Origin of the sequence: Devosia sp., from assembly GCF_028290435.1 — a bacterium.
GTDB lineage: Bacteria > Pseudomonadota > Alphaproteobacteria > Rhizobiales > Devosiaceae > Devosia.
In genome coordinates, this window is sequence record NZ_JAQGJV010000055.1 from 1 (window position 1) to 24,774 (window position 24,774).

Annotated in this window: 20 protein-coding genes, 1 tRNA gene and 1 riboswitch; of the genes, 14 read left to right on the forward strand and 7 right to left on the reverse strand. The window is 62.2% G+C overall.

Features of this window, described 5'->3' with window-relative positions; translation table 11 throughout:
- Positions 1-289, forward strand: a 289-nt coding sequence (locus JWP26_RS12720; RefSeq protein ID WP_299728051.1) for an aldehyde dehydrogenase family protein, incomplete at its 5' end; no start/stop codon positions are given.
- A 10-nt stretch (positions 290-299) separates the two neighbouring features.
- Complete coding sequence (gene betA, locus JWP26_RS12725) at positions 300-1,961, forward strand: choline dehydrogenase (protein WP_299728054.1); 1,662 nt, start codon at positions 300-302, stop codon at positions 1,959-1,961.
- Positions 1,962-2,318: 357 nt separating this feature from the next.
- On the opposite strand, the gene JWP26_RS12730 is transcribed toward betA, so the two are convergent.
- Positions 2,319-2,612, reverse strand: coding sequence for a hypothetical protein (locus JWP26_RS12730; protein ID WP_299728057.1), 294 nt, complete (start codon positions 2,610-2,612; stop codon positions 2,319-2,321).
- Positions 2,613-3,028: 416 nt separating this feature from the next.
- Here JWP26_RS12730 and JWP26_RS12735 point away from each other — a divergent pair, with 416 nt between their 5' ends.
- From JWP26_RS12735 to JWP26_RS12770, 8 genes are all read left to right on the forward strand, one after another.
- Positions 3,029-5,383 (forward strand): TonB-dependent siderophore receptor, encoded by a 2,355-nt coding sequence (locus JWP26_RS12735; RefSeq protein WP_299728060.1) that lies wholly within the window; start codon positions 3,029-3,031, stop codon positions 5,381-5,383.
- 61 nt (positions 5,384-5,444) lie between these two features.
- Positions 5,445-7,217 (forward strand): SbmA/BacA-like family transporter, encoded by a 1,773-nt coding sequence (locus JWP26_RS12740; RefSeq protein ID WP_299728063.1) that lies wholly within the window; start codon positions 5,445-5,447, stop codon positions 7,215-7,217.
- A 15-nt stretch (positions 7,218-7,232) separates the two neighbouring features.
- Positions 7,233-7,952, forward strand: a complete 720-nt coding sequence (locus tag JWP26_RS12745; protein ID WP_299728066.1) for a ChuX/HutX family heme-like substrate-binding protein — start codon at positions 7,233-7,235, stop codon at positions 7,950-7,952.
- Positions 7,949-8,797, forward strand: coding sequence for a ChaN family lipoprotein (locus JWP26_RS12750; RefSeq protein ID WP_299728069.1), 849 nt, complete (start codon positions 7,949-7,951; stop codon positions 8,795-8,797). The genes JWP26_RS12745 and JWP26_RS12750 overlap by 4 nt, the downstream gene beginning before the upstream one ends.
- Before the next feature lie 11 nt (positions 8,798-8,808).
- Complete coding sequence (locus JWP26_RS12755) at positions 8,809-9,348, forward strand: invasion associated locus B family protein (protein WP_299728072.1); 540 nt, start codon at positions 8,809-8,811, stop codon at positions 9,346-9,348.
- Between the two features lie 753 nt (positions 9,349-10,101).
- Positions 10,102-10,317: riboswitch (cobalamin riboswitch) on the forward strand.
- Between the two features lie 30 nt (positions 10,318-10,347).
- Complete coding sequence (locus JWP26_RS12760; RefSeq protein WP_367184126.1) at positions 10,348-11,010, forward strand: FecCD family ABC transporter permease; 663 nt, start codon at positions 10,348-10,350, stop codon at positions 11,008-11,010.
- On the forward strand, positions 11,003-11,776 hold the full coding sequence (locus tag JWP26_RS12765) for a hypothetical protein (protein WP_299728075.1): 774 nt from the start codon (positions 11,003-11,005) through the stop codon (positions 11,774-11,776). The genes JWP26_RS12760 and JWP26_RS12765 overlap by 8 nt, the downstream gene beginning before the upstream one ends.
- 338 nt (positions 11,777-12,114) lie before the next feature.
- Positions 12,115-12,342, forward strand: coding sequence for a hypothetical protein (locus JWP26_RS12770; protein WP_299728078.1), 228 nt, complete (start codon positions 12,115-12,117; stop codon positions 12,340-12,342).
- Positions 12,343-12,361: 19 nt separating this feature from the next.
- On the opposite strand, the gene JWP26_RS12775 is transcribed toward JWP26_RS12770, so the two are convergent.
- On the reverse strand, positions 12,362-14,389 hold the full coding sequence (locus JWP26_RS12775; protein ID WP_299728081.1) for an ATP-binding protein: 2,028 nt from the start codon (positions 14,387-14,389) through the stop codon (positions 12,362-12,364).
- An 839-nt stretch (positions 14,390-15,228) separates the two neighbouring features.
- Between JWP26_RS12775 and JWP26_RS12780 the strand changes: the two genes are divergently transcribed.
- Both JWP26_RS12780 and JWP26_RS12785 read left to right on the forward strand, forming a co-directional pair.
- Positions 15,229-15,305 (forward strand) — tRNA-Pro (locus JWP26_RS12780).
- A gap of 104 nt (positions 15,306-15,409) precedes the next feature.
- Positions 15,410-16,381, forward strand: a complete 972-nt coding sequence (locus tag JWP26_RS12785) for a phosphotransferase (protein ID WP_299728084.1) — start codon at positions 15,410-15,412, stop codon at positions 16,379-16,381.
- On the opposite strand, the gene JWP26_RS12790 is transcribed toward JWP26_RS12785, so the two are convergent.
- The 4 genes from JWP26_RS12790 to JWP26_RS12805 all read right to left on the reverse strand — a co-directional run bounded on the left by JWP26_RS12790 (position 16,374) and on the right by JWP26_RS12805 (position 20,936).
- Positions 16,374-17,660 (reverse strand): O-antigen ligase, encoded by a 1,287-nt coding sequence (locus JWP26_RS12790; protein WP_299728087.1) that lies wholly within the window; start codon positions 17,658-17,660, stop codon positions 16,374-16,376. The two genes, JWP26_RS12785 and JWP26_RS12790, sit on opposite strands and share 8 nt — an antisense overlap.
- Positions 17,657-19,180 carry an undecaprenyl-phosphate glucose phosphotransferase gene (locus tag JWP26_RS12795; protein ID WP_299728090.1) on the reverse strand — a complete coding sequence of 508 codons (1,524 nt, stop codon included), beginning with the start codon at positions 19,178-19,180 and terminating at the stop codon, positions 17,657-17,659. Before JWP26_RS12795 ends, JWP26_RS12790 begins: the two co-directional genes overlap by 4 nt.
- 76 nt (positions 19,181-19,256) lie before the next feature.
- Positions 19,257-20,384, reverse strand: a complete 1,128-nt coding sequence (locus JWP26_RS12800; protein ID WP_299728093.1) for a glycosyltransferase family 4 protein — start codon at positions 20,382-20,384, stop codon at positions 19,257-19,259.
- 3 nt (positions 20,385-20,387) lie between these two features.
- Complete coding sequence (locus JWP26_RS12805; protein ID WP_299728095.1) at positions 20,388-20,936, reverse strand: polysaccharide biosynthesis/export family protein; 549 nt, start codon at positions 20,934-20,936, stop codon at positions 20,388-20,390.
- Between the two features lie 151 nt (positions 20,937-21,087).
- On the opposite strand from JWP26_RS12805, the gene JWP26_RS12810 reads away from it, so the two are divergent.
- Together JWP26_RS12810 and JWP26_RS12815 are read left to right on the forward strand one after the other, a co-directional pair.
- Positions 21,088-23,463 (forward strand): GumC family protein, encoded by a 2,376-nt coding sequence (locus JWP26_RS12810; protein WP_299728097.1) that lies wholly within the window; start codon positions 21,088-21,090, stop codon positions 23,461-23,463.
- Between the two features lie 18 nt (positions 23,464-23,481).
- Entirely contained in the window at positions 23,482-24,516 is a 1,035-nt protein-coding gene (locus JWP26_RS12815) for a polysaccharide deacetylase family protein (RefSeq protein WP_299728099.1), read from the forward strand.
- Here the strand turns inward: JWP26_RS12815 and JWP26_RS12820 are convergent.
- Positions 24,513-24,728: a DUF2842 domain-containing protein gene (locus tag JWP26_RS12820; protein WP_299728101.1), complete on the reverse strand. Its 216-nt coding sequence runs from the start codon at positions 24,726-24,728 to the stop codon at positions 24,513-24,515. The genes JWP26_RS12815 and JWP26_RS12820 overlap by 4 nt on opposite strands.
- Between the last annotated feature and the right edge of the window lie 46 nt (positions 24,729-24,774).

Genomic DNA, 24,774 nt, shown 5'->3' on the forward strand with positions numbered 1-24,774 from the left:
CCTCGGCTTCGCCGATGAGACCGACGTCATCACCCGTGCCAACGCTACCCAATTCGGCCTCGCCGCCGGTGTCTTCACCGCCGACATGGCCCGCGCCCACCGCGTTATCGGCCAACTCGAAGCCGGCCCCTGCTGGATCAACACCTACAATATCACCCCGGTCGAAGCCCCGTTCGGTGGCGTTAAACTCTCGGGCGTCGGGCGCGAGAATTCTCGCGCTGCGCTCGATCACTATAGCCAGATCAAATCGGTCTACGTCGCCATGAGCCCGGTCGCGGCCGCCTACTAGGAGCCTGCCCATGGAAGCCGACTTCGTCATCATCGGTTCGGGATCGGCCGGCGCCGCCATGGCCTCGCGCCTCAGCGAAGACGGCAAGCATTCCGTCATCGTGCTCGAATTCGGCGGCACCGATGCCGGCCCGCTGATCCAGATGCCCGCCGCGCTCAGCTACCCGATGAACATGCCGCGCTACGATTGGGGCTTCGTCTCTGAGCCCGAGCCCAATCTGGGCGGGCGCACCCTCGCCGTGCCGCGCGGCAAGGTCATCGGTGGCTCGTCCTCGATCAACGGCATGGTCTATGTCCGCGGCCACGCCGGCGACTACGATCATTGGGAAGCCAGCGGCGCCACTGGCTGGGGCTATGCCGATGTGGTGCCCTATTTCAAGCGCATGGAGAACTGGCATCCCGGCCCGCACGGCGGCGATCCCGACCGCCGGGGCAAGTCCGGCCCGCTCCACGTCACCCGCGGCAAGCGCGACAATCCGCTGTTCAAGACCTTCGTCGAGGCCGGCAAGCAGGCCGGGTTCGAGATGACCGACGATTACAATGGAGAAAAGCAGGAGGGCTTTGGCCCGATGGAGCAGACGGTCTGGCAAGGCCGCCGCTGGTCCGCCGCCAATGCCTATCTCAAGCCCGCCCGCAACCGGCAGAACCTGACCATCGTCCGCTGCTTTGCCCGCAGAATTGTCATCGAAAACAACCGCGCCACCGGCGTGGAAGTCGACCGCAATGGCGCCATTGAGATCATCACCGCCCGCCGTGAAGTCATCGTCGCTGCCTCCTCGATCAATTCACCCAAGCTGCTGCTGCTCTCCGGCATCGGCCCCGCCGCCCAGCTCGCCGAGCATAACATCCCGCTTGTCGCTGACCGCCCCGGCGTTGGTGCGAACCTGCAGGACCATATGGAGCTCTATATCCAGCAGGCCTCCATCCAGCCGATCACGCTCTACAAATACTGGAACCTCTTCGGCAAAGCCCTGATCGGGGCGCAATGGCTATTGTTCAAGAACGGCCTCGGCGCCTCCAACCAGTTCGAAAGCGCCGCCTTTATCCGCTCCAAGGCCGGAGTCAAATACCCCGATATCCAGTTCCACTTCATCCCCATCGCCATCCGCTACGATGGCAAGGCGGCAGCCGAAGGCCACGGCTTCCAGGCCCATGTCGGCCCCATGCGCTCGGCCTCGCGCGGCGCCGTCACGCTTCGCTCAGGGGATCCCAAAGTCGCCCCGCGCATCCAGTTCAACTACATGTCCGATGCCAAGGACTGGGCCGATTTCCGCCACTGCATCCGCATCACCCGCGAGATCTTCGGGCAAGCCGCCTTCGATCCCTATCGCGGCAAGGAAATCCTGCCCGGCGACAAATACCAGACCGACGACGAACTCGACGACCACATCCGCCGTCACGCCGAAAGCGCCTACCACCCCTGCGGCACCTGCCGGATGGGCCGCGCCGACGATCCCATGGCCGTGGTCGATCCCGAATGCCGCGTCATCGGCGTCGAGGGCCTCCGCGTCGCCGACAGCTCGATCTTCCCGCGCATTACCAATGGCAACCTCAACGGCCCCTCGATCATGGTCGGCGAAAAAGCATCGGATCATATCCTCGGCAAAACCCCACTGCCGCCCAGCAACGACGTCCCCTGGATCAATCCCCGCTGGGAAACTTCCGATCGCTAGGCCACCCAAACGGTCATGCCTGATACCGATGCCGCGGCAGCAGCGGACCGATACCGAATCCGGCGGCAGTGCCGGCATGTCGCTTTTTTGGAAGCAACGTGACGCCCGTTCAAAGCCGATTGGGGCGAGTTGCTGACATCCCTCTGTGACGACGAAGGACAGCTTTCGGAATAAGCGACCTTGCTTCAAACGTCAGGAATGGGGTCAAAAGCTGCCGGGCTGCAACACAAAAAACCGCCCTGAAAGCTACCGTCCACCTCACCGCATTTCGCCGCGCGGCCTTTCTGGTAGAGAAGATCGACACGATCGGCCATCGAGCGATACGTTGCCAAGTTACCCTCAATGATCGAGACTGCATCAGTAGGTCAGGTATTCCCACCCGATCTCCGGGATAACGAGGTCATGGACATCCTCGACCGTGCCTCTCCACCATCCGTGAAGATAGTTTTGCCAAACCACGTAACGATACGTGTCTTTGGAAACTGCCGAACCGAGGAGCGCGCCAAAATCCTTCAGCGCTTTCTTTTCGTTAGTCCCCGCGCTCCAGGTCGCAAAATCCTTGCCTGTCGAGGGGGTGCCACGGACGTATTTCCAGGTCTCCGAACTCGATATCAAACTGCCGCGCGCTAGCTTTGCGACGGCCAGGGCCATCTGGTCGTAAGGGTCTGCCCAATGTTGAAAACCTTGAGGGGATCGCAGACGCGTCGATGTCGTAACAGTGAGCGATTTGCGGCATGCACGCCCGTTTCAATCGATGCTTGGTCAAGGACATTCACGTTGCAACGCACGAAGTAGAGTTGCGGGCTTCCCACGGGTTGTCAGAGATCGAAACAGCGCTCTGGTATGAGGTGCAAATCTGCTCGAATTACAGGCTTCGTCGCCCAACGCATGCTGGGTCGGCTGTCCCCACCAAGAACGCTCGGACGCGCTTGGCCGAATGGCGTTACAAGGCAACCAATACAAAATTGTTGACTCTTGGTGTCATGTTATCTTAGGGCTCGTTACGACGCAGCCAGCCATCCGGAGTTCGGTTCAGCCAGCAAAGCTTAATTCCTTTGGGGGCTTAAATGATCCGACATACCACGCGCGCCAGCTCGGCGAGCGGTAGCAACGCCATGCGCAATCGCTCGCTGCGCGCACTTTTCGGCAGCACTATCCTGGCTTCCGTCCTCTTCAGTGGCGTGACGCTTACCTTCGCGCAGAGCGCCACAACGCTGAGCACTGCGCAGGTGACCCAGCTTGAGCGACTGGTGGTCACCGCCACGCGCAGCACCAAGCGCGCACTCGACGTGCCGGCGACCATCACCGTTATCGGCAAGGATGAACTGGATAAGCGCGTCGTGCGCGACATTCAGGACCTGGTGCGGCACGAGCCTGGTGTTTCGGTGGATCGGCAGACCTCGATCACCAATCCATGGGGCCAACTGACCGGCTTTACCGTTCGCGGCATGACGGGTAATCGCGTGCAGATGCTGGTGGATGGGTCGCGCGTGCAGGAACGCATCACCGACGGCAGCCGCGATTTCGTCGACCCGTTCAACATGCAGGCCGTCGAAATTATGCGCGGCCCGAACTCGGTGTTGATGGGCGCCGACGCGCTGGGCGGCACCGTCGCCTTCCGTACACGCGATCCCTCGGACCTGCTCGCGGGCTCTGACAAGCCATGGGCCGTCGAGGTTCGCACGGCATTCGACAGTTTTGACAATTCGTGGCGCAAGCAGATCACCGGCGCTTACGATTTCGGCGCGGTGCAGGTGCTGGGCAGCTTCGGGCATCTGTCATCGACCGAGCCAAAGCTGACCAATGCCGATCCCAATGGCGCCCCGTGGGCTGCATGCCCGCGTCCGGCCTATTTCCGGTGCGATGCGCTCTTCCCGGCAGACACCAGCGCCTATAATGGCCTGGTCAAGCTGGTGATCACGCCAAACGCCGATCACGAAATCAAGCTGACCGGCGAATTCTTCGATCGCAACACGATGATCCAACAAATCTGGGACTCGGGCGCTGCCGCGAGCGGTATTCCCACGAATACGGCCTATGTCAGCAATGCCTATCCGCGCGAGCTGGATATGACGCGCTATCGCCTCGCGGTGGAGCACGACTGGCAGGTCAGTGCGCCCTGGCTGGATAGCGTCAAGTGGCAGGTCTCCTACTCGCCCCAGAAGCGCGTCACCAACAGCACGTCGTATCGCACCTATGCCAACCGGACGCAGACGGTCGCTAACCTGCGCGACTATAGCGAGCGCTTCCTCGAAGGCGACCTGCAGCTGGTTTCGTCATTCGATGCCGGCCCGACCAGTCACATGCTGACCTATGGTTTTGATGGGGACATTTCCAACAGCGACTACATCGGCACGACCACGACCTGGCGGTCTGACGGGGTCATCGTCGCGCCAGTCGACAATGCGGGGTTCGCATTTCCCAAGGTCGAAACCGTGCGGGCCGACTTCTTCGTTCAAGACGAGATCAAGGCGTTCGACGATCGCCTGACCATCACGCCCGGCCTGCGCCTGGCCAATTACTCGATCACCCCGGATGCCGGCTATGTTGGCCTGCCGGGCTATACGCCGCATGAGGTCAACAGCACCGAGCTGATCAAGAAGCTCTCGCTGCAATATCAATTGAACGACGACTTCTCGGTCTATGCGGCCTATGGCGAAGGCTTCAAGATGCCGAACGCCCAGCAATTGTTCCAGTCGAGCGCGACCTCTGTCGCGGCGCTCAACGACACGTCGCTAATCCCTAATCCTGACTTGTTGCCGGAATCGGTGCGCAATTATGAGGCGGGCCTGCGCGGCGAGTTTGACAATGGCTGGTTCAGCGTTTCGGGCTTTTATTCGAAGTACTCCAACTTCATTCGCGGCTTCCAGAACGTGCCCGGTTCGCCGATCAATCCGGCGACGGGGAGTGCCTTTGCGATCTGGTCCGACAACGTGGAAGCGGTGGATCTCTACGGCATCGAGGTCAGCGGCGAATATGAGTTCTATGAGAACATCTTCGCCACGGGCAGCCTCACCTGGCAGCGCGGGACCCAGCAGGTCAGCTCTACATCCGCCACGACACCGTTCGATGGCGCTGTCCCGCTAACGGCGGTGCTTGGCGTGCGGTATGAAATCCCCGAACATGGGCTTGAGCTTGAACTGCTGACGACGCTTGCCGCCGGGCCCACCGAGCGCTCTGACCCCGCCGCCTTCAAGCCGGCCGGCTATGCGCTGCTCGACGGCTACGTGACCTGGAAGCCGACGGAAAATGTCGAAATCAACTTCGGCGTGCAGAACATCTTCGACACCGCCTACTTCCCCAACACCCTAACCGGCTACGCCGCCAACCAGACCAACGGCCCCGTGCAGGCGCAGAACCCGCTTTCGGCACAGGTCGGGCCAGGGCGCACCTTCAAGGTCGGAACCTCGGTCAAGTTCTGATCGAAGGGCCATCAAGCGGCAGGGCGCTTCGGCGCCCTCTCGCCTTTCAAGGGAAGCTGTCGTGAAACGCATATTCGACCAGTTCTGGCGCCTGATGGCGCTGTGCCTTTCCGGGCCCGGCGCCAAGTTCGGTCTCGTCCTTTTTGCCATAGTCGTGGCGCTGGATCTTGGCGGCGTCTATGCCACGATCCGCATCGTGGAGTGGACCGGCGCCTTTTACGGGGCGCTCGAAGCCATGGATGTCAACGAGTCGATCCGCCAGGTCGGCATCTTCGGCATCATCGTGGCGCTCAATTCCGCGCGCCATCTCACCGGGCAATGGTTTCGCAAGCATCTTGAGATGCGCTGGCGCCGTTCGCTGACCGACGGGGCGATCGATATCTGGATGAGCAATCGCGCCTATTGGCATCTGGCCAATGGTACGCGCGACCAATGGGGGGAAACGGGCAGGGGCCCGCGTGGCGTCCATATCGACAATCCTGACCAGCGCGTCGCCGAAGACTGCCGGATTTTCCTGCAACTGCTGCTGAGCGAGGCGCTCGACATGATCGGGCGGGTCGTAGGGCTCTTCTCCTATCTCATCCTGCTGTGGAGCCTGGCGTCGTTCCCGCTGTCGCTGGAGTTTATCGGCCTGCCGATCGAAATTCCCAACTACATGATCTGGGCGGCCTTCCTTTACGTGGCGCTCTCAAGCGTGCTGACCCATGTGCTGGGCTATCCGCTCAAGGGCATCGTGATCGAACAGCAGCGCCGCGAGGCCAATTTCCGTTTCGCTCTATCGCGATTGCGCGGCAGCTTTGACGAAGTGGCGCTGAGCGACGGCGAAAAGGCCGAGCGCGCCATTTTCGCCAACCGCTTCGATGCCATCATCGGCAACTGGCGCAAGTTGGTAAACCGCGAGCTGATCCTCGGGTGCTTCACCTATCCGTTCAATCACTCGGTGCTGCGTATTCCCCTGTTTGTGGCGCTGCCGGCCTATCTCGCAGGCAATGTCGCCTTTGGCGGGCTGATGCAGCTCAGCACGGCTTTTTCCAGCGTCGTGACTTCGTTGTCCTGGTTCATCTTCTCCTATCGCGATCTGGCCGAACTGGTGGCGGCATCGTCGCGCCTCGACAATTTCCTTGAAGCGGCCAAGCGCGCCGGCGGTACGGCAGGGGATATCGAGCATCAGCCGTCGCCCGATGGCACGCTGTCCATTGCCGGGCTGGTGCTGACGACGCCGGAAGGCCGCGACATTCTTGGCGTTGCGGCGCTCGAGGTGCAGCCTGGTGAAGCGGTCTGGCTGCATGGCGCGTCCGGCCTGGGCAAGACCTCGTTGTTCAAGGCACTGGCGGGGCTGTGGCGACACGGCGTCGGCCAGCTGAAAACACCGACATCGAGCCGGCTGTTCCTGCCGCAAAAACCCTATTTCCCCATTGGCGATATTTATGCGGCCATCGCCTATCCCGGTCAGGTCGCCGACTTCGAGCCAGCGGCTCTCGATGCCGCGCTCGAGGATGTGGGCCTGGGGGATCGTCGCCAGGCCGAATTCGGCCGCTCCGACAGCAAGGTCGCCAACTCGCACGGCATGTCGGGCGGTGAATTGCAGCGGCTGGCATTGGCGCGCTTGCTGTTGCAGCGGCCGCAATGGGCGCTTCTCGATGAGCCGACCTCGGCACTGGATGGCGAGTCGGAGGCGGCGCTGTTTGCCATGCTGCGCGAAAGACTGCCGGAAACCGCCTTCGTTATTATCGCCCACCGCCCGCCCCGTGGGCTGGGCGCCGTCCGCTCCATCGACCTCAATCTGGCCGATAGCGGCTCAGAGGCCGGGTCGCCGGTTCTTGTTACCACCTGATAGTTGAGAGCAGACATGACCCATCGTCGCGAACACCTTGCCGTGCCCCCCGCATCCGTCATTCGGGCACTGCCGGCCATCGGCAAGCTGATGATTACCGCCAAGCGCGCGGGTGCCACCCACGAGCGCATCGGCAGCATCGAGGCCGTGACGATCGAGGATGGTTGGCTGGTCTGTTCCGGCGCCGAGCATGATAGCCGCATCGATGCTTCGCAGATCGCCACGGTGATCGTCGACCGCACCAGCATCATGGGCGACCAGGCCTATCCACGCATCGACTTCATCGATGGGGCGGGTGAGGCGCTGTTCAGCGTCGTCGGGTTTGGCGGGCTGGCTCCGTTCGACGCGGCCCTGGTCGAGTTCGGTGCCGGCGAGCCTTTGCCGGAAAAGCCGAGCGAACCGCGGGGCGAGCGGCCCGAGGTCGATCCGGCCGATCCGGGCGCTCGTCCGTTCAACCTGGCCAAGGATACCAGCGCCGCCGTTTCCATCAGTTTCAGCCGCAAGGGTTTCTGGCAGAATTGGACGGGCCAGGTTGAAAAGGTCAATCCAGCCATGGGCTTCATCAATGTCATGCGGCCCGATTTTCACCTGCACTTGAGAGCCAATACCGTCGCGGACTGGCGGCGCACCACGACGGCGGGCGGCGTTACCATTGATGAGGCGCTCGACGGTGCCGGCGAGCCGACCGGGCTTGTGGTGCGTGGCCTGGAAACAGCTGCGGTGCCGGCGGAATGACTTCAGGGATGGTGCATGACGCGGGGAGCTGGATCGAGCCGGCCACCAATTCCATCGTGACGCATGGCGATCTTCTGGCCCGCATGGCGCGACAGCAGGTCGTGCTGCTGGGGGAAACGCACGACCGCTACGACATCCACCGCTGGCAGATGCATGTCTGCGCTGGCCTGCTTGCGCTCCGGCAGGATATCGCCGTCGGCTTCGAGATGTTTCCCCGACGCGTCCAGCCCGTGCTGGATCGCTGGGTGGCCGGGGAACTCGACGCGACGACCTTCCTGCTCGAGAGCGAGTGGGATCGCGTCTGGCGCTTCGATCCGGCGCTCTATCTGCCGATCTTCGAATTCTGCCGCCAGTTCCGGCTGCCCATGCTGGCGCTGAACTGTGAACGTCCGCTGGTGGCGCGCGTGGGCAAGGAGGGCTGGGACGCCATCCCTGTCGATGAGCGGGATGGCCTGACTCCGGCAAAGCCGGCAAGCGCCGCGCATCGCCGACACCTGTTCACCCTTACCGGCGGTGCGCGACCGGATCGCGACGCCAAGAGCGGCGACGACCCGGCCTTCGATCGTTTCGTTCGCGCACAGCAGACCTGGGACCGCGCCTTTGCCTGCAATATTGCGCGGTTCGTCGATCGTCCGAACCCGCCGCTCGTCGTGGGCATTATCGGGCGTGGCCATATGGAACATGGTCATGGCACCCCGTTTCAGCTGGACGATCTGGGCATCAGCCGATGCGCGGTGCTGCTCCCGTCGGACACGGAGCATGCCGCTGATCAGCCGGACCTGGCCGATGCCGTTTTTCGTCTTCCCGGGCCGCCCGAGCGGGCAGGGCCTCTCGCCTCACCTTGAAAGTCACCATCATGCGTATCAATCTCACCCTCGCTTTCGCCTTGCTGGGCGTGTTGCTCACAAGCCCCGTGCTGGCTCAGGAGGTCCCCGCCGCCTCGACACTACCGGGTGGCGCCACCTCGCTCAGCGAGGAACATGGCGAGTGGACGGTGTCCTGCCGCATGGAGGGAAATGGCAAGCTGTGCGCGCTGTCCCAGTCGCTCTCCAACAGCCAAACGGGGGAGCGGGTGCTGAGCGTGGAACTGGCCACGCCAGCGCTCGACAAGATCGAAGGCATGCTGCTGCTGCCGTTCGGCATGCGCCTGGCGGACGGCGTTGCCCTCAAAGTCGATGCCACCCCGCTGGGTGCGGGGCGGCCGTTCCTGACCTGCATTGCCAGCGGGTGCCTCGTTCCCGTGGCCTTCAATGCCAGCGAGATCAGCGCCATCCGCGCCGGCAAGGAACTGACCATAACCGGCGCCAGCGCCGATGCGGGCCAGCCCCTCAACCTGGCGGTGTCACTTGCCGGCTTTACGGTCGCTTCAAACAGGTCCGTCGAACTCAGCAATTGAGGACAACTTAAGGGCTGGCATGGTCTCGGGTGCATCATTTTGATATCCCAAGCGCATCGGCGAAGTGACCTATAATGGATGGCCACTGAATGGCTGGTTTGGGGGACCGCGTGTGAGCCCTGAATGGCTGAGACGGGTCGGTGGCCGCCAGCCACGCGTCCGAAGGGGCCGCCAAGCGGGCACACAAACCAGCCCCGGGGGGTTAAGCGCGTCTGGCGTCGAAGGCCAGGTGCGCGACGCTCGTCGCCACAACGGGACCGCAGAGTAAATCTGAGGTCAACTCCCTCAAGTCCGTCGAACAGCCGCGCGCCACCATGCAGGAGCACCGGCGAAAGTTGAAGCTCGAGTGGCGAGCGCATAAATCGACGCCTGGTTCCAAATATTACATTTCCTGGTCGCTGCGGAGTTCGACCGAAAGAGCGCCTCGTGGAGGGGCTGCTCTTGCCCAAAAACGGCATTCTTCACGCAATGCCTCAACGAACCAGACGGGGTCGGTAGCTGCCACCTGATCGCAAACCCCCACAGGCTGTTGACGCTGATTTACAACCAGTATGTGGCGACGAAGTCCGCCATCGAGTCCAAGTCGTGCGCAGCGCTTGGCAGCACATCGGTTGGCGCTGGAAGTGACCGGGATAGGGTCGAGGTCACGTGAGAAGGCAGTCATGTGCCGCTACCTCACGGATAGCGGCCACCGAGGCAACGCAGTCGGTCCTCGATCCGGTGCTTCGAGTTGACATCCAGCGACACACTCGGTCATATCGCGCCGTTGAAGGTTCTTCGGCGGCCAGCAGCCAACGGGGATTAAAAGGGAACACGGTGCGACGTACCCATTAGGGCGCAAAACCGTGGCTGCCCCCGCAACTGTAAGCGGCGAGTTCTTCCGGGAACACCACTGGCCAAATGGCTGGGAAGGTTCGGAAGCGCGACGACCCGTGAGCCAGGAGACCTGCCATCGACACGTGATTCAACCCGGCCGGGGTGTGCCGAGGGGAGACGGTGATGGCGCTTGTCGACAACGACATTTTCAAGAGCACTTTGATCGGATTGCCCGGTAGCCTTGTCGTGGGCATCGCCAATTTCACCAACGCTACCAATGCCAGCCGCCTGGTGCTGACCGGGGTCGCGATCTCCTTCGTCATCACTTCGCTGGGCAGCCTCGGGATTTTCCTCGGCGATCCCCGCGCCGCGCAGACAGTGATTTTCTGGATGCTGGGCGGCCTCGGGCTCGCGCAATGGAGCCAGCTTGCTTACCCGATCGTGGCACTTGTCCTGTGCGGCGCCTATCTGCTGTTCAACGCCCGCAATCTCAATGCTATGACGCTTGGCGATGAATCGGCGACCACGCTCGGTATCCCCGCCGGCCAGTTTCGCATCGTGGTGTTCATCGTCTGCGCCCTGCTGACCGGCGCTGCTGTCGCGTTCTCCGGTATCATCTCCTTCGTGGGTCTGATGATCCCGCACGTCGTCCGGCTAGCCGTCGGCGGCGACTACCGACGTGTGCTGCCACTGTCGGCGCTCCTCGGCGCCATCTTCCTGGTCCTTGCCGATATCGTCGCCCGCGTTGTCATTCCCCCGCTCGACATGCCCATCGGGGTTATCACCGGCCTCGTTGGTGGCGTATTCTTCATCGGGTTGATGCGGCGGAGTGGCAGGATTGGCTAGCGATCCCGATCAAGAAGCAAAGCTGGCGACCCTGCTGGGCCAGCTTGCCAACACACGACCTGATCTCGGCCTGGAGCTGGACAATGCGGGGCGCGAGTTTGTGCCGCTGGCAGCAATTCCCAAGATGGAACTTGATCGCTGGCTGGCCGACACCGCAACGCTTGCCGAGGGGATCGACGAGAGAACCGCCGCCGCATATCTGCTCAGCATCCTGGTTTGGAAGCTCGGGGAAATCCTCGCCGCGCTCCACCTCGGTGGCGCAATTCTGGAGATCGACGTTGCAGTGCAATACGCGGTCAGCGGCAGCGGACGGTCGGGCGGCATTCAGTTCCACTTCGCCGTTTCTCCCGCCACGCGTCACGGGTCATGTCAGCGCAGCATCAACCAAGCGATCGTCGATCTTCACGAGCCGATGGTGAACGCCCTGTTTGATCGGACCGGATTGTCGCGCCGGGCGCTTTGGCGCCTGGTTACCGATGGCATTGCCGGCGGGTTTCTCGAGCGGGGCAAGCGCTCCGGAGATACCGATCGCGCGCGCGCCGCGGCCAGCACTCTGCTGTCGAAAACAGACTCGCCATTGCACAATTTGCAATGGGGGTTTGTCGAGATTGTCATAGCTGGCGCGCCTGCCGAATGGTTTCGTCTGCGGGGCGGATGTTGCCGATTGTACCGCAGCGTTGGCGGAATCTATTGTACAACCTGCGTCGTGCGGCAAGCCGAAATCGAGGGGCTTTCCGTCCACGTCGCGCGAGGCCGCGCCTCGTGATGCGTCACATCACCGTTCCGATCCGCACATCACGCGAGTCCGGTGCCCGCTTGGGGGACCATTTCGTCCGCCCAATCAGCACTAAAGACTTTTCAGAGGTTACTGGTCCGCCAAAGCCACCGCGATGTCTACCACGTGGGTTACCGACAGTCCGCTTTTATTCATGATTTCACTAAAGCACCTGATCAGGTCCAGCAGGGGGCCCCATGGCTATTACGGACCGCGCAGGCCTTTTAGACTTCGTTGGCGACGCATATGGCAGAGCCGAGGGCGAATATGGGCGCCTGATCGGGGCGCAAGCTGCATCGACACACGGTCATCCATCGGTCGAGGCGTAAATGTTCAAGCAGTATCGCGTCGTCGATTGCAGATCTCCCATCATCCAACCAGACGATCATATCGTGGCTGCCGACACCCCGGAACAGGCAGCGAGGCTGGTGCTCGGCGAAGATCTCGTCCGCGGGAGCCAGGGCAATAAGATGATCCGGGCCCGCGTCTATTCAGATAGTGTGTCGGGTATCAAAACCATGGTTCGCCTCTATGCGCCGGTAGCGTCGCGGCGCTAACCAGCCAACCGCCCATGGGTTAGCTTGATTTGGCAGTCAAATCCCTCACCCGTCGGGCGAACGTCTCTCCGACGAAGGGTTTGGTCATGACGTGCATACCAGGATCGAGATGACCGTGGTTCAGCACAGCATTTTCAGCGTATCCGGTGATGAACAGAACTTGCAGCCGGGGTCGACTTGCACGCGCCCCATCGGCCAATTGGCGGCCATTCATCCCATTCGGTAAGCCGACATCGGTGACCAGAAGATCGATTGGCTGATCAGATTGGAGAATTTTGAGAGCTGAGGGGCCATCAACAGCCTCGATCACCTGGTAGCCGAGTTCGGTCAACATCTCGATTGCCACCATACGGACCAGCGGTTCGTCATCTACGACCAGGATCGTCTCATGATCGCTTGAGCGGACGGCGGCCGTCGGTTCGGGCTGATCGTCATCGAGATCCGCATCGCCCTGATGCCTGGGCAGATAGATGCAAACCATCGTACCTTTGCCGATTTCCGAGTAAATCCGCACGGCCCCGTTCGACTGCCCAGCAAAACCATAGACCATCGACAGGCCCAGGCCGGTGCCCTGTCCGGTCGGCTTGGTAGTGTAAAAGGGATCGAAGGCACGATCGATCACCTCCTTCGACATACCGGTTCCAGTGTCGCTGACGCACAGCGATACATATTGTCCGGTCGGCAAGCCGCGTTCCTTCGCAGCCCGTTCGTCCAGCCAGCGATTGCCGGATTCGATCGTAAGCTTGCCGCCGTCAGGCATAGCATCACGCGCATTCAGGCACAGGTTGAGCATGGCATTCTCAAGCTGCCCTTGGTCTACGAAGGTGGTCCACAGGCCCCCGGCCGCCGCGGTTTCAACTTGCACGGCGGGGCCCACGCTTCGTTCGATCAGGTCCTGCATGCCTGAGATCAGACGGTTGAGATCGGTCGGCTTGGGGTCGAGCGTCTGCCGGCGCGAGAAGGCGAGTAGGCGCTGCGTCAGGCCGGCTGCACGCTTGGCCGCTCCTTGCGCGCCGGTGACATACCGATCGAGATCGGCAATCCGGCCTTGCGCCAGGCGCGTCTTCATCAGCTCCAAGCTTCCGCTGATGCCGGCCAGGACGTTGTTGAAATCGTGCGCCAAGCCGCCGGTGAGTTGGCCGACGGCTTCCATTTTTTGAGACTGGCGCAATGCCTCTTGGGCTAGCCGAAGCTCTTCCGCTGCCGCCGTCTCCTCCGTGATGTCACGGCCAACCGTATAGAACAGGCCGCTTCCGGGCGCTTCGGGAACTGCAGACCAGGCAAAAGCGATCGGCGTTCCATCTTGGGCAAGAAGTCGAACATGAAACTGATGAACGGCTCGTCCGGCTTGGAGCTCTGCGATAACCGCGCCGGTCTCGCCGAGATCATCAGGATGGATAAATTCCCCAAACGGCGTGCTCAGCAGCCAATCGGCTGAACGCCCCAGGCGGCGCGACCATGCAGGATTGATCGATGTTAGCATGCCATCGAAGGTCGCAACCGCGAACAGATCGGGGCTCATCTCGAAGATGCGATCCCGCTCCCTGACTGCCATGGCCAACTGCGCCTTGTCGGCAGCAATACGGCCGGTCGTTTCGATGCATACCCCGTAAAGCCCCTCCACCATTCCGTCGGCCGACTTGATCGGGGTATACGAAAAATCGAAAGAGGCGTCCTCGACCACACCCTGCCTGTCGAGACCGACTGTGAAGCCCGTCATGTGGATGGCTTCACCAGCAAATACGCTATCGAATAAAGGCCGCAGGTCAGACCACGCCTCGGCCCAAACCTCGCTGCTCGGAAGGCCCATTGATATCGGATGCTTGCGTCCGGCAATCGGAATGAAGGCGTCATTATAGAGCCAGGTTCGCTCAGAACCCCAAGCCAGGAACATGGGCTGCTTGCTCGTCAGCAGCAGTTGAACCAGGGTCTGCAGCCCCGCCGGCCACGTCTCAGGCACACCGAGCGGGGAACTCGACCAGTCGAATGCGCGAATTCGTTGCGCCATCTCGGAAGCCCCGGACAGGAATTGCGGCTCTCGATCCATATCCGCTGTCCCCAAAACTATTGCTCCTCGATGTTTGCGACAGCGCAACGCCTAGGTGCCGACTTGGATGCAATGAGCGTATCTCGTGTTCGTCCACGCAATGCACAGCTGATTGCACGGCGGCTTTTTGGGAGTTTGAAAACTTGCTCTCAACGACCGCAATGGGGTCAAAACTGCCGGAATGAAACGTTCCAACTGGCAGCGGCAAAGGGCCCCTTCTTCCTCGCCCGACAAACCTTGAATTCGGACAAGGGGCTGCGAACTGAAGTGCCAAGCGGCGGAATAACATCCGCAGCTTCACTCACATGCGCGTTAGTGAAGCCAATGGCGTACCGTCTGCTTCGGCAGGACACTCGCCAGATCCACCCCCCGGCAAATTCGAACGACAGCCTTTGGGAACTTGTCGAGCCTGCTTGAACGGTTGAAATAGGGCGCTAACCGGAATCCCGTTAATTCGGCAACTAAGGCCATTGGAATCGCTGTGAGATCGCCTGGATCAGAACGCCATGCCGTCCGGGTCTATGTCAAATGTCGAGCGCGTTTTCGCGAGGCTCGTCGCTTCTCCTTAGCGAGGCATCGTCATAGGTCCCCCCCTTTTTGTCAGTTCGCCGACCGATTTTGGGCACGGAGCGGCGAGCGGGTTCTCACTACCGAGCGCTGGCTGCGTAACGAACTGCGCCACGGACGAAACCAAGGACCGAACGCAAAGCATCGGTGGGACTTTTGGTGGGACTTCTCCCACCGCTTGTCGCTTCCTGGGGTCAAAATCGCACTTTGTTCCGTTTGGAAGAAAATGAGGGTTGCACGAAAAGCCCCGCTTCTCTATGTCTCCGCGCAGTCGGGGCGTAGCGCAGCCTGGTAGCGCATTTGTCTGGGGGACAAAGGGTCGTCGGTTCAAATCCGGCCGCTCCGACCAATTCCCACTCATCGTAGATGACACTGATGTCGCATGGCATATCCCCGGCCATTCGGGATATCGTCATGCACGAAGCTTGAGGGCACAATCCGGATGCCATTGCATTGAGCATTCCCGGCCTGGTCGGCGCATTGCAGTTGTGGTCGGAAACGGCCGCCGGTACGGCGCGCCTGATCAATCACTCCGAAAATCACACTTTTCGCATCGATGCGCCGTTTTGCGAGACCTATTGCCTGCGAGTGCATCGGCCCGGCTACCAGTCGCGCGCTTCGGTCGAGAGCGAACTGGCTTGGCTGATGGCGCTGCGGCGCGATACCACGCTGCCGGTGCCCAGGCCCATCAGGGGGCGGAACGGCCAGATTCTGCAAGCCTTCGATCAGCCGGGGCATGAGCCGCGGCTGGCGGTGCTGTTCGCCTATGCGCTGGGGCAGGAGCCATCGCCGACCAGCAATCTGGGAGAGCTGTTCGTTACACTGGGTGGATTTGCCGCGCAGATGCACCAGCATGTTGTCGATTGGCGCCGGCCGGAGAGTTTCGTGCGGCAAGTCTGGAGCGCCGAGCGGATTCTGGATGAAGATGGGTTGTGGGGCAACTGGCGGGCCGCGCGGGAGATTACGCCGGCCATTCGGGCGACGCTCGACAGGCTGGATGGGCTGCTGCGCGCGCAACTGGCCGAGTACGGGACTTCGGCGGACAGGTTCGGGTTGATCCATGCCGATATGCGGCTGGGCAATCTGCTGGTGGATGGCGACGACGTCACCCTGATCGACTTCGACGATTGTGGCTTCTGTTGGTTCGCCTATGACTTCGCGGCGGCCATTTCCTTCCACGAAACCCACCTCGCCATCCCGGCGCTCAAGGCGGCGTGGCTGGAGGGGTATACGGCCGTTCGGTCGCTTTCGGCTGCCGATGTGATGGCGATGGATACTATGGTGATGCTGCGCCGCATGGCGCTGTTGGCCTGGATCAGCTCACATGGCGAAACCAGCCTGGCCCAGACCCATGCGCCAGGTTTTGCCGCTGGGACCGCCCGGCTGGCGGAGCGCTATATGAAAATCGCGCAACCGCTCAAATGAGCATGGCGTCCCGAGGGATCGGGTCGCGCTTGCTGTGGTTGATGGCGCTGGCGACGCCCCAGATCAGGCCGACCAGCAGGAAATAATGCCGCCAGTGATCGCTGTCGATGATGGCCGATTCGCCGACCAGCATTGTGTAGGTCGCGACCAGCGGAATCATCATCAGCCGGTAAGGGGAGGGCTTGGTCAGGCTGGCTATGCCCCGCCACAGCGTCAGGATTACCAGGAGATAGTAGACCGCGCCGCCACCCCAGCCATAGGCGTGCAGCACGTTGACATAGACATTGTGCGGCAGCTCGCTCACCCGCATGAAGCTGAATTCGCGCGGCCCGATGCCCAGCGGATTGGCGATCGCCAGTTCCCAGGCGTAGCCTTGGCGGCCGAAGCGGCCGGTTTCGCCGCTGTCATAGTTCTGGCTCGCCGCGCGTGTCTCGAACAGCCTGTTGACCGAGGGAATGCTGAGCAGTCCGCCGAGCGCCACCGCCAGCATGCCCAAGCCCACCAGCGACAGGATCATGATGCGTACTTTTTCATGCGCCCGCGCCTCCAGCCAGAAGCACAGCACGAGCACGATGATCGATGAAAACGCGAAGTGTCCCCAGGCGGCGCGCGAGAAGCTGGCGAATACGCCGATGAACAGCACCATATAGACCGTGCCCGCCCAGAACGCCTTGCGGTTGGTGCCCAGGAGGACGCGCTGCAGGGCATACATTGCGGGCAGGATCAGGAATGGCCCGAACACGTTGGGGTCATTGAACATAGCCTTGGCGCGGCCATAGAGCAGGAAGGTATCGGCGGAAGGCATTAGCCCCAGATAGGCGAGGGTGCCGATCACGGCGCTGATCAGGGCTGCGGCCGTGTAGGCGTTCATCACCAGCCGCATGCGCCGTGCGGTCTGCTCGGCCACGTAATTTGCCACGAAATAGCTGGTGAGCAGCAGAAAGGCCGTGACGATGACGAAAGTGATCTCGTCGGGTATCGACAGCACCCGCGCCTGGAACGCGGAGACTAGCGCGAAAGGAATGAAGGCCACGAACATGGCCAGCAGTCCCAGGGTAGAGCGATAAACCCCCATGCCGGCCAGGAAGGCGAAGGGCAGAACCAGGAGGAAACTGACCTCGTAGGGCGAGGGCTCGACGAAGACCAGGCAACCGGTGAAAATCCAGAACCCGACCAAGAAATCGAAAAGCACCTGCACCTTGGTGCGCAGATAAGTGCGGCCGAGTCGTTTGGACCCGGTCTTGAAGCTATCGGGACCGATGGTGCTCGCGAGGCTCAATAGGCGTTCTCGTTCTTGGAGACGAGCGACACCGGGGTCATGGCCACTATGTACAGATCGAGCAGGATGGACCAGTGCTCGATGTAGTAGAGGTCGTGGTTCACGCGCTGCATGATCTTGTCGATGGTGTCGGTCTCGCCGCGCCAGCCATTGACCTGGGCCCATCCAGTCATGCCGGGCTTGACGCGATGGCGCGCGAAATAGCCTTCGACGGCCTCATAGTAGAGCTTGTTATCGGCCTTGGCTTGCAGCGCATGGGGGCGGGGCCCGACGATGGACAGCTCGCCCTTGAGCACGTTGATGAGCTGCGGCAGCTCGTCGATGGAGGTCTTGCGGATGAACCGGCCCACCCGGGTAACGCGTGGATCGCCCTTGGTGACGAGCTTGCTGGCACTGGCATCCAGCATGTCGGTGCGCATCGAGCGGAATTTGTAGATCTTGATCAGCTCGTTATTGAAGCCGTGCCGGTTCTGCATGAAGAACACGGGGCCGCGGCTCTCAAGCTTGATGGCGATGGCTGCCGCCAGCATGATCGGTGAGAACACGATCAGCGCGGTCAGCGCCACGATTTTGTCGAACACCCATTTGAAGATCAGGTTCCAGTCCGAAATCGGCCGATCGGCCATGTCGAACACGGCGACGTCGCCAACATAGGAATAGGCCTTGTTGGTGAATTTGAGCTTGCTCATATGCGCCGAGAGCCGGATATCGACCGGCAGCACCCAGAGCTGGGTCAGCATTTCGAGCACGCGCTTTTCCGCCGAAAGCGGCATCGACACGATCACCAGATCGACGGGCGAGCGGCGGGCGAATTCGATGAGATCGGCGACCTTGCCCAGCTTGGGGCAGCCGGCGACCGTCTCGGGCGAGCGGTCATCGACGCGATCATCGAACAGGCCGAGCAGGCGGATATCGTTGGAGGCGCCTTTGTCGATCTGCTGGATCAGCGTTTCGGCATCGTGCCCGCCACCGACGATGACGGTGCGGCGCTTCAGGCGGCCCATATTGGTCCAATGCCAGACGAGTGCCCGCAGGCCCAGGCGATAGGAAACCAGACCCACAGCGCCGCCGACATACCAGCTCAATAGCCAGACGCGGGAGACCATGTCCGACGCCTTGAGGAAGAATACGGTGATGGCCAGCACCAGCATGACCAAGGTCCAGCCGATCAGCACCCGGCTGAGCTGGCTGAACAGGGTGCGGTAGGAGGCAATGCGATGGGTGCGCGCTGCGTTGAACAGGATATTGGCCAAGAGGCACGAGGCCAGGATCACCGGGGCATAAAAGGCCGGCTCGCCCAGCTGCACATAGGCTTCGTAAATCCCGAAACCCAATAGCGCGAGGAGCACCGCTTCAGCGGCTTGAGCGACGCCGACGATCACGGCACCGGAATAGCCGCGCTCCATTGTGGCAGCGATAATGGCTTCGGCCTGTGGCGAGAGCGTGCGACCGGCGGGACCGGCCTCGGTTTGCTTGGAGACGTGCTCCAGCACAGCCTGTTTAGGGTCTACGCGATACATTTGACGCCACCGGTACTCGTACTCGGCGCCATCATCGGCTCAAGGAGTGAAGACTCGGTGAAATTGGCGGTGAGGATTAGGCCGAGAGGTTCTGGTAGAGCGCCGTGATATCGCCCGCCATCCGCTCCAGCGAGAAAGCTTCGGCGATGTGCGCGAGCCGGGTTTTCATTTCGATATGCGCTCCCCTTGGATCGTCGAGGACGGCTTGCATGGCCTCGCGCAAGGCCAGTGGATCGCCAGCGGGGATCAGGCTGGCGGCCGTGGGGCCAAAAATCTCGGGAATGCCCCCCACCTTGGTGGCGATTACCGGCAGTTGAGCGGCTGCGGCTTCGAGAACCACATAAGGCAGGGATTCGGCGAGTGACGGCACCAAGGCGCAGCGTCCGCGGGCGAACATCGCGCGGGCCGGTTGGGCACCTGCCAGTTCGACGCGATTTTGCAACTTGAGCTTGGCGATCTGTGCCGTGAGGGCCGCGCGGGCGGGCCCGTCGCCGGCCATGACCAGCGTGGCGGGTGTTCCATCGGGACGCCGCACCTCGGCCAGCGCCTCGATCAGGATGTGAATGCCCTTGAGATCGCGCAATTCACCAACGAAGACGAAGTCTGCCGCATCGTCATTGGCGGGGACGGGAATGAATTCGTCCGGGTTCAGGCCGTTGTGGATCACCGGGCTGGGGCAGGTTGGCTCCTCGATCACGGCGCTATAGGTGCGCCTGGCGAAGGCGCTTTCGAAGATGATCGCAGCCGTTTGCGCCATTAGCTTGCGCTCGAGCAGGTGGAAAACCTGGCCGGAGCGCGAGCTGGCGGAGAAGTGCAGCACGCCGCCGTGGGGGGTGTAGATCGCGATCGGCCGGCGTTTACCGATCTTCGCCAGCCGCGCGTAAAAGCCGCCCTTGGCGCCGTGGCCATGCAGCACGTCGATATTTAGTTTGCTGACCAGCCGGCGCACCGCCAGCGGCGTCACCAGATCGCCGCGGCCCAGCACATGCGGCATGGCGAAGCGGTGAATGCCCAGGCTGGCGAAGGGGGTAAGCGCAGCGAGCCGGCTTTCGGTCTGGGCGTCATTGGCGAGGCTATCGACGACAATGCCGATCTCGTGGCCGTCAGCCGCAAGCGACCGCGTCAGGTCGGCGACATGGCGGAACAGCCCACCCACCGGAGCGCGCATGACTTGCAGGATGCGCAGCTTGCGCGCTGGGCCCACTGGCTAGAACCAGCGTTCGTTCACGACGATCGTATCGCCGGGATAGATGGGGAAATCGAGGTTGACGGCGCCCTTGACCATTTCGTTGCCCTGGCGGCGATACACCACGGCGCTGTTGCGATCGGCGGTGTCAGTGAAGCCGCCCGCCGTGCTGATCGCGGCGCGGACGGTCATGCCATAGACATAGGGGAACTGGCCGGCATTGCCGACTTCGCCCTGGATGAAGAAGGGTCGGTACTCGGCCACTTCCACGGCAACGTTGGGATTACGCATATATCCATTGGCGAGTGCCGCCGCCACGCGTGCCGCGGCAACCTTGGTGGTCTGTCCGCGCACGGGCACGGTTCCCACCAGCGGGAAGGCGATAGAGCCGCTATCGTCGACGCGGTAGGTCTCGGTCAGGTCGGCGTCGCCATAGACGGTCACCCGCAGGGCGTCGCCGGTGTCGAGCTGGTACGGCCCCTTGGTGTCGACGAGGTATGTCGCCGGCACGGTGGCGCAGGATGCCAGCGGCAGCATCAATGCAATGGTGAGAACGGGCAGCCAGCGCATGAGAATCCAGCTCGGGTTTGATGGCCGGAGTGTCTGCCGGGATGGTTAAGATTTCCCTTAGAGCGGGCGCGTATTGTTGCGATCTGCAAATGCTTTAACGGATTGCTTACTACGATGGGGCGATAAATCCCCCGAACAGGCGAGGTGAGCAATGGCCTACGAATCGCAGGCTTTGCGCGATGCACGAATAGATCTGGGCGCCGTATTCGGTGCGGTCGTCAAACGTCTGCCACGCATCATCCTGGTGACGGTGTTGCTGCTGGCTGCTACATTCGCGCTGCTGATGTTTGTGCCGCGCATGTATGAGAGTTCGGCCGGCATCCTGGTCGAGCCGCGCACCAACGTGTTTGATACGGCGGGTAATGCGCCGTCGGCGGCGGTCAGTGGATTGGCGGCGGGCGTCGTCTCCAGCCAGATCGAGCTGATCAAATCGCGCGAGACCCTGCTCAACGTCATCGACCAGCTCGACCTGCGCTCGGTTCCCGAGTTCAACGGCAGCGGCAGTGGCCCGTCGCCCCTGGGGATCATTTCGCAATTCCTCGGCCGCAAGGCCGCGCCAGCCAATGTGGATGAGACCGTGCTGGCCAACCTGCTCGATCGCATGACGGTGATCCAGGAACGCGACTCGGCGATCATCACCGTGCTGGTGCGGTCGGTCGATCCGGAACTGGCCGCCAAGATCGCCAATGCGGTCGCCAATGCGCATGTGGCGCGCCGCACCGATCTGTCGCTGTCCGACACCGTCGAAGCGTCCGGCTGGCTGGGAAATGAAATCGCCAAGCTGCGCGTCTCGGTCACCGATGCGGAAAACGCGGTCGCCAACTTCAAGGTGCAGAACGACCTGTTCGTGGGCGCCAACAATACGAGCCTGGCCGATCAGGACCTGTCCAGTGTTGCCACGCAGATCAGCGCCGCCCAGGAACGCAAGAGCGCGGCCTTGTCGCGCGCCTCGCTGATCCGGGGGCTGCTGGAACGCGGTGCGCCGATCGATGGCATTGCCGACGTGCGTGCTTCGGCCGTGATCCAGCAATTGACGCAGGAAAAGGCGCGACTGCAGGGCGAGCAGGCTCAGAAAGCCGCGACGCTGCTGCCCAATCATCCGACGATCCAGGCACTGGTCGCCCAGATCAACGAGCTGAACAACCAAATCAATATCGAAGGCCGCCGTGTCGCCGAGGGGCTAGAATCGGAAGCTGAGATTGAGGCTAACCTCGAAACCTCGCTGCGGAGCGAGCTGACCCGCGCCAAGGGCTCGGCCTCTGCCGCCACCACCAATACCGTCACTTTGGACAGCTTGGAACGCGAGGCCAAGGCACAGCGCGACCTGCTGGCCAGCTATCTGCAACGCTATAGCGAAGCCACGACGCGCACCGAGGCGTTGCCTGATGTGCGAGTGGTTTCGCTGGCTGCCGCGTCGGTGAGCCCGGCCTCGCCCAAGACGCCGCTGATCTTGCTGGCTGTCGGCATAGTCGCCGCAGCTGCCCAGATTGGCCTCGTCATCCTGGGCGAACTAATGTCTGGCCGGGCCATCATCGAAGGCCGCCGCATTGCCTATGAAGACGAGCCCGAAGTGCGGCCGCAGGACGAGCTTGAGACGGTTCCATTCATGGAGACCGAGCTTGAGGCCGACCAGCAGTGGATGGAAGAGCCAGCACTTGATGCCGATATCGCCACCCTGGACGATGCCGAGCCCGAGGTTGCGGCCTTCGAAGCGCCCCCCGCATTCGAGACACCAGAGGAAGTGCTTGCTGCGCCAGCCGTAACGGTTCTGGCAGTGGAGCAGGCTGCGCCGATGTTCGCCAGCGAACACGATGTCGACAAGGCTGACCGCGCGCGCTTCATCAAGGCAGTTCTGGCCGAGCCGGAGCCTGAGCCGGAACTGACCGAGGACGAGCAGCAGGAGGTCGAACGCGCCGTCGCGCCGCCAGTCCGGACCCGGCCTGAGACCGCGTTGCCGCCGGCTCCCGTTGCGCCGCGGCCGCAATCTGCCCATACGGCCTTCGCCGACCTGTCCTCCGATCTGGCGCTTGGCCGCACGCGGCTGGTGCTGCTCGCGGGCCACCGGTCCAATGTCGAATGTGAAATGCTGGCCGAGGCGCTGGTTGCCGACGCGCTCGACAAAGGGCTCAGCGTGGCCCTAGTCGATGCTGGCAGCGCGCGCCGCTCCGACGATGCCGGGCTGTCGGACCTGAGCACCGACGAAGCCAGCTTCGGCGATGTCGTGCACAAGTCAAGCGACAACAGCTTTGCCGAAGTGCCATGGGGGCAGGGCGCGACTATCGATCGCCGCTCGCCCAAGCCGCTGACGCTGATCGAAGCGCTGGGCGATATCTATGAAGTCGTGGTGCTGATGACCGGCCGGGTCGGCATGACCTCGACACTCCCCCTGTTCGCCGACCTCGAAGGGCGGCTGGTGCTGGTGGCCAGCGATGACGCCACCGACGTCGAGGACCTGCGCCAGCAACTGGCAGATGCCGGATTCGGTCGCGCCGATATCGTCACCACGCCCGAATTGGTCGCGGCATAATTCAGTCGGGGTCCCCGCGTGCCGTCTCTGAAATACGCCGCCATTGGCGCCATGTTCGAAGCACTGTGGCTGTCCCGACTGCCGGGGCTGATCCGGACGCTGTCGTCGTCGCGCGGCGTCATCTTCACGCTGCATCGGGTGTTGCCCGATGCGCCGGCCGAATTCGCGCCGAATGCTATCCTGCAGGTACGGCCGGACTTTCTGGACTATTGCATCACCCGGATAAGGGCGCTGGGTATCGATATCGTCAGCATGGACGAAGCCGTCGTCCGCATGGCTTCCACCGACGATCACGAGCGGCAGTTCGTCGTTTTCACCTTCGACGACGCCTATAAGGACAACCTGCAATACGCGCTGCCAGTGCTGCGGCGACAGAATTGCCCTTTTACGCTCTATGTGCCGACGGCTCTGGTCGATGGCACCGGCGAGGTCTGGTGGCAGTCCATCGAGGACATTATTGGCCGCGAAAATGCCATTACCGTGGACGGGGAGCGCCTCGACACCAGCACCCTCGCGGTGAAGCAGGCGGCTTATGATGTGCTCTACTGGCGAATGCGCAAAATGCCGGAAGCAGATCGGGTCATTTTGATGCGCAGTTTTGCAGTCGACCATGGCTACGATCTCGACCGGCAATGCCGCGACCTCATAATGGACTGGGACGAGCTGCGGCAGTTCGCCGACGAAGCGCTCTGCACCATCGGCGCGCATACCGTGCATCACTATGAATTGGCCAAGCTGCCGCTGGAGCAGGCGCGCAGCGAAATGGCGCGGTCGGCCGATATCCTGGAGGCAAAGTTCGGCCATCGGCCGGCGCACATCTCGTATCCCATCGGGGGGCCCGCCTCGGCTGGGCCTCGTGAATTCGAGCTGGCGCGGGAACTCGGCTTCCGCACCGGCGTCACCACGCGCCCCGGCGGCATCTATGCGCAGCACAGCCAGACGCCGCAGGCACTGCCGCGCGTTTCGCTCAACGGACTGTTCCAGAAAAAGCGCTATATCGATGTTTTCGCGACGGGAACCATCTTCAGCACGCTAGGTCGCATCACTGGCTAGGCGGCCGGTACGTCATCCTTGGCCATCCAGCGGATGAGGGCCATGGCCGGGAAAATCCAGCCCATGCCGGCGACGCAAAAGAACGGGATCAGCACGAACCACGGCATGCCCTGCAGCAGTTCCAGATAGATCGTCGTGCCCACGACCAGCCATGCCGCGATCGAGCCGAGGATCAGCAGCACTCCCAAAAATTTGCGTTTGCGCTGCGTCATCATGCGTCATCGCGGCTATTGCGGTTCCTAGTGGGCGGGCATACCA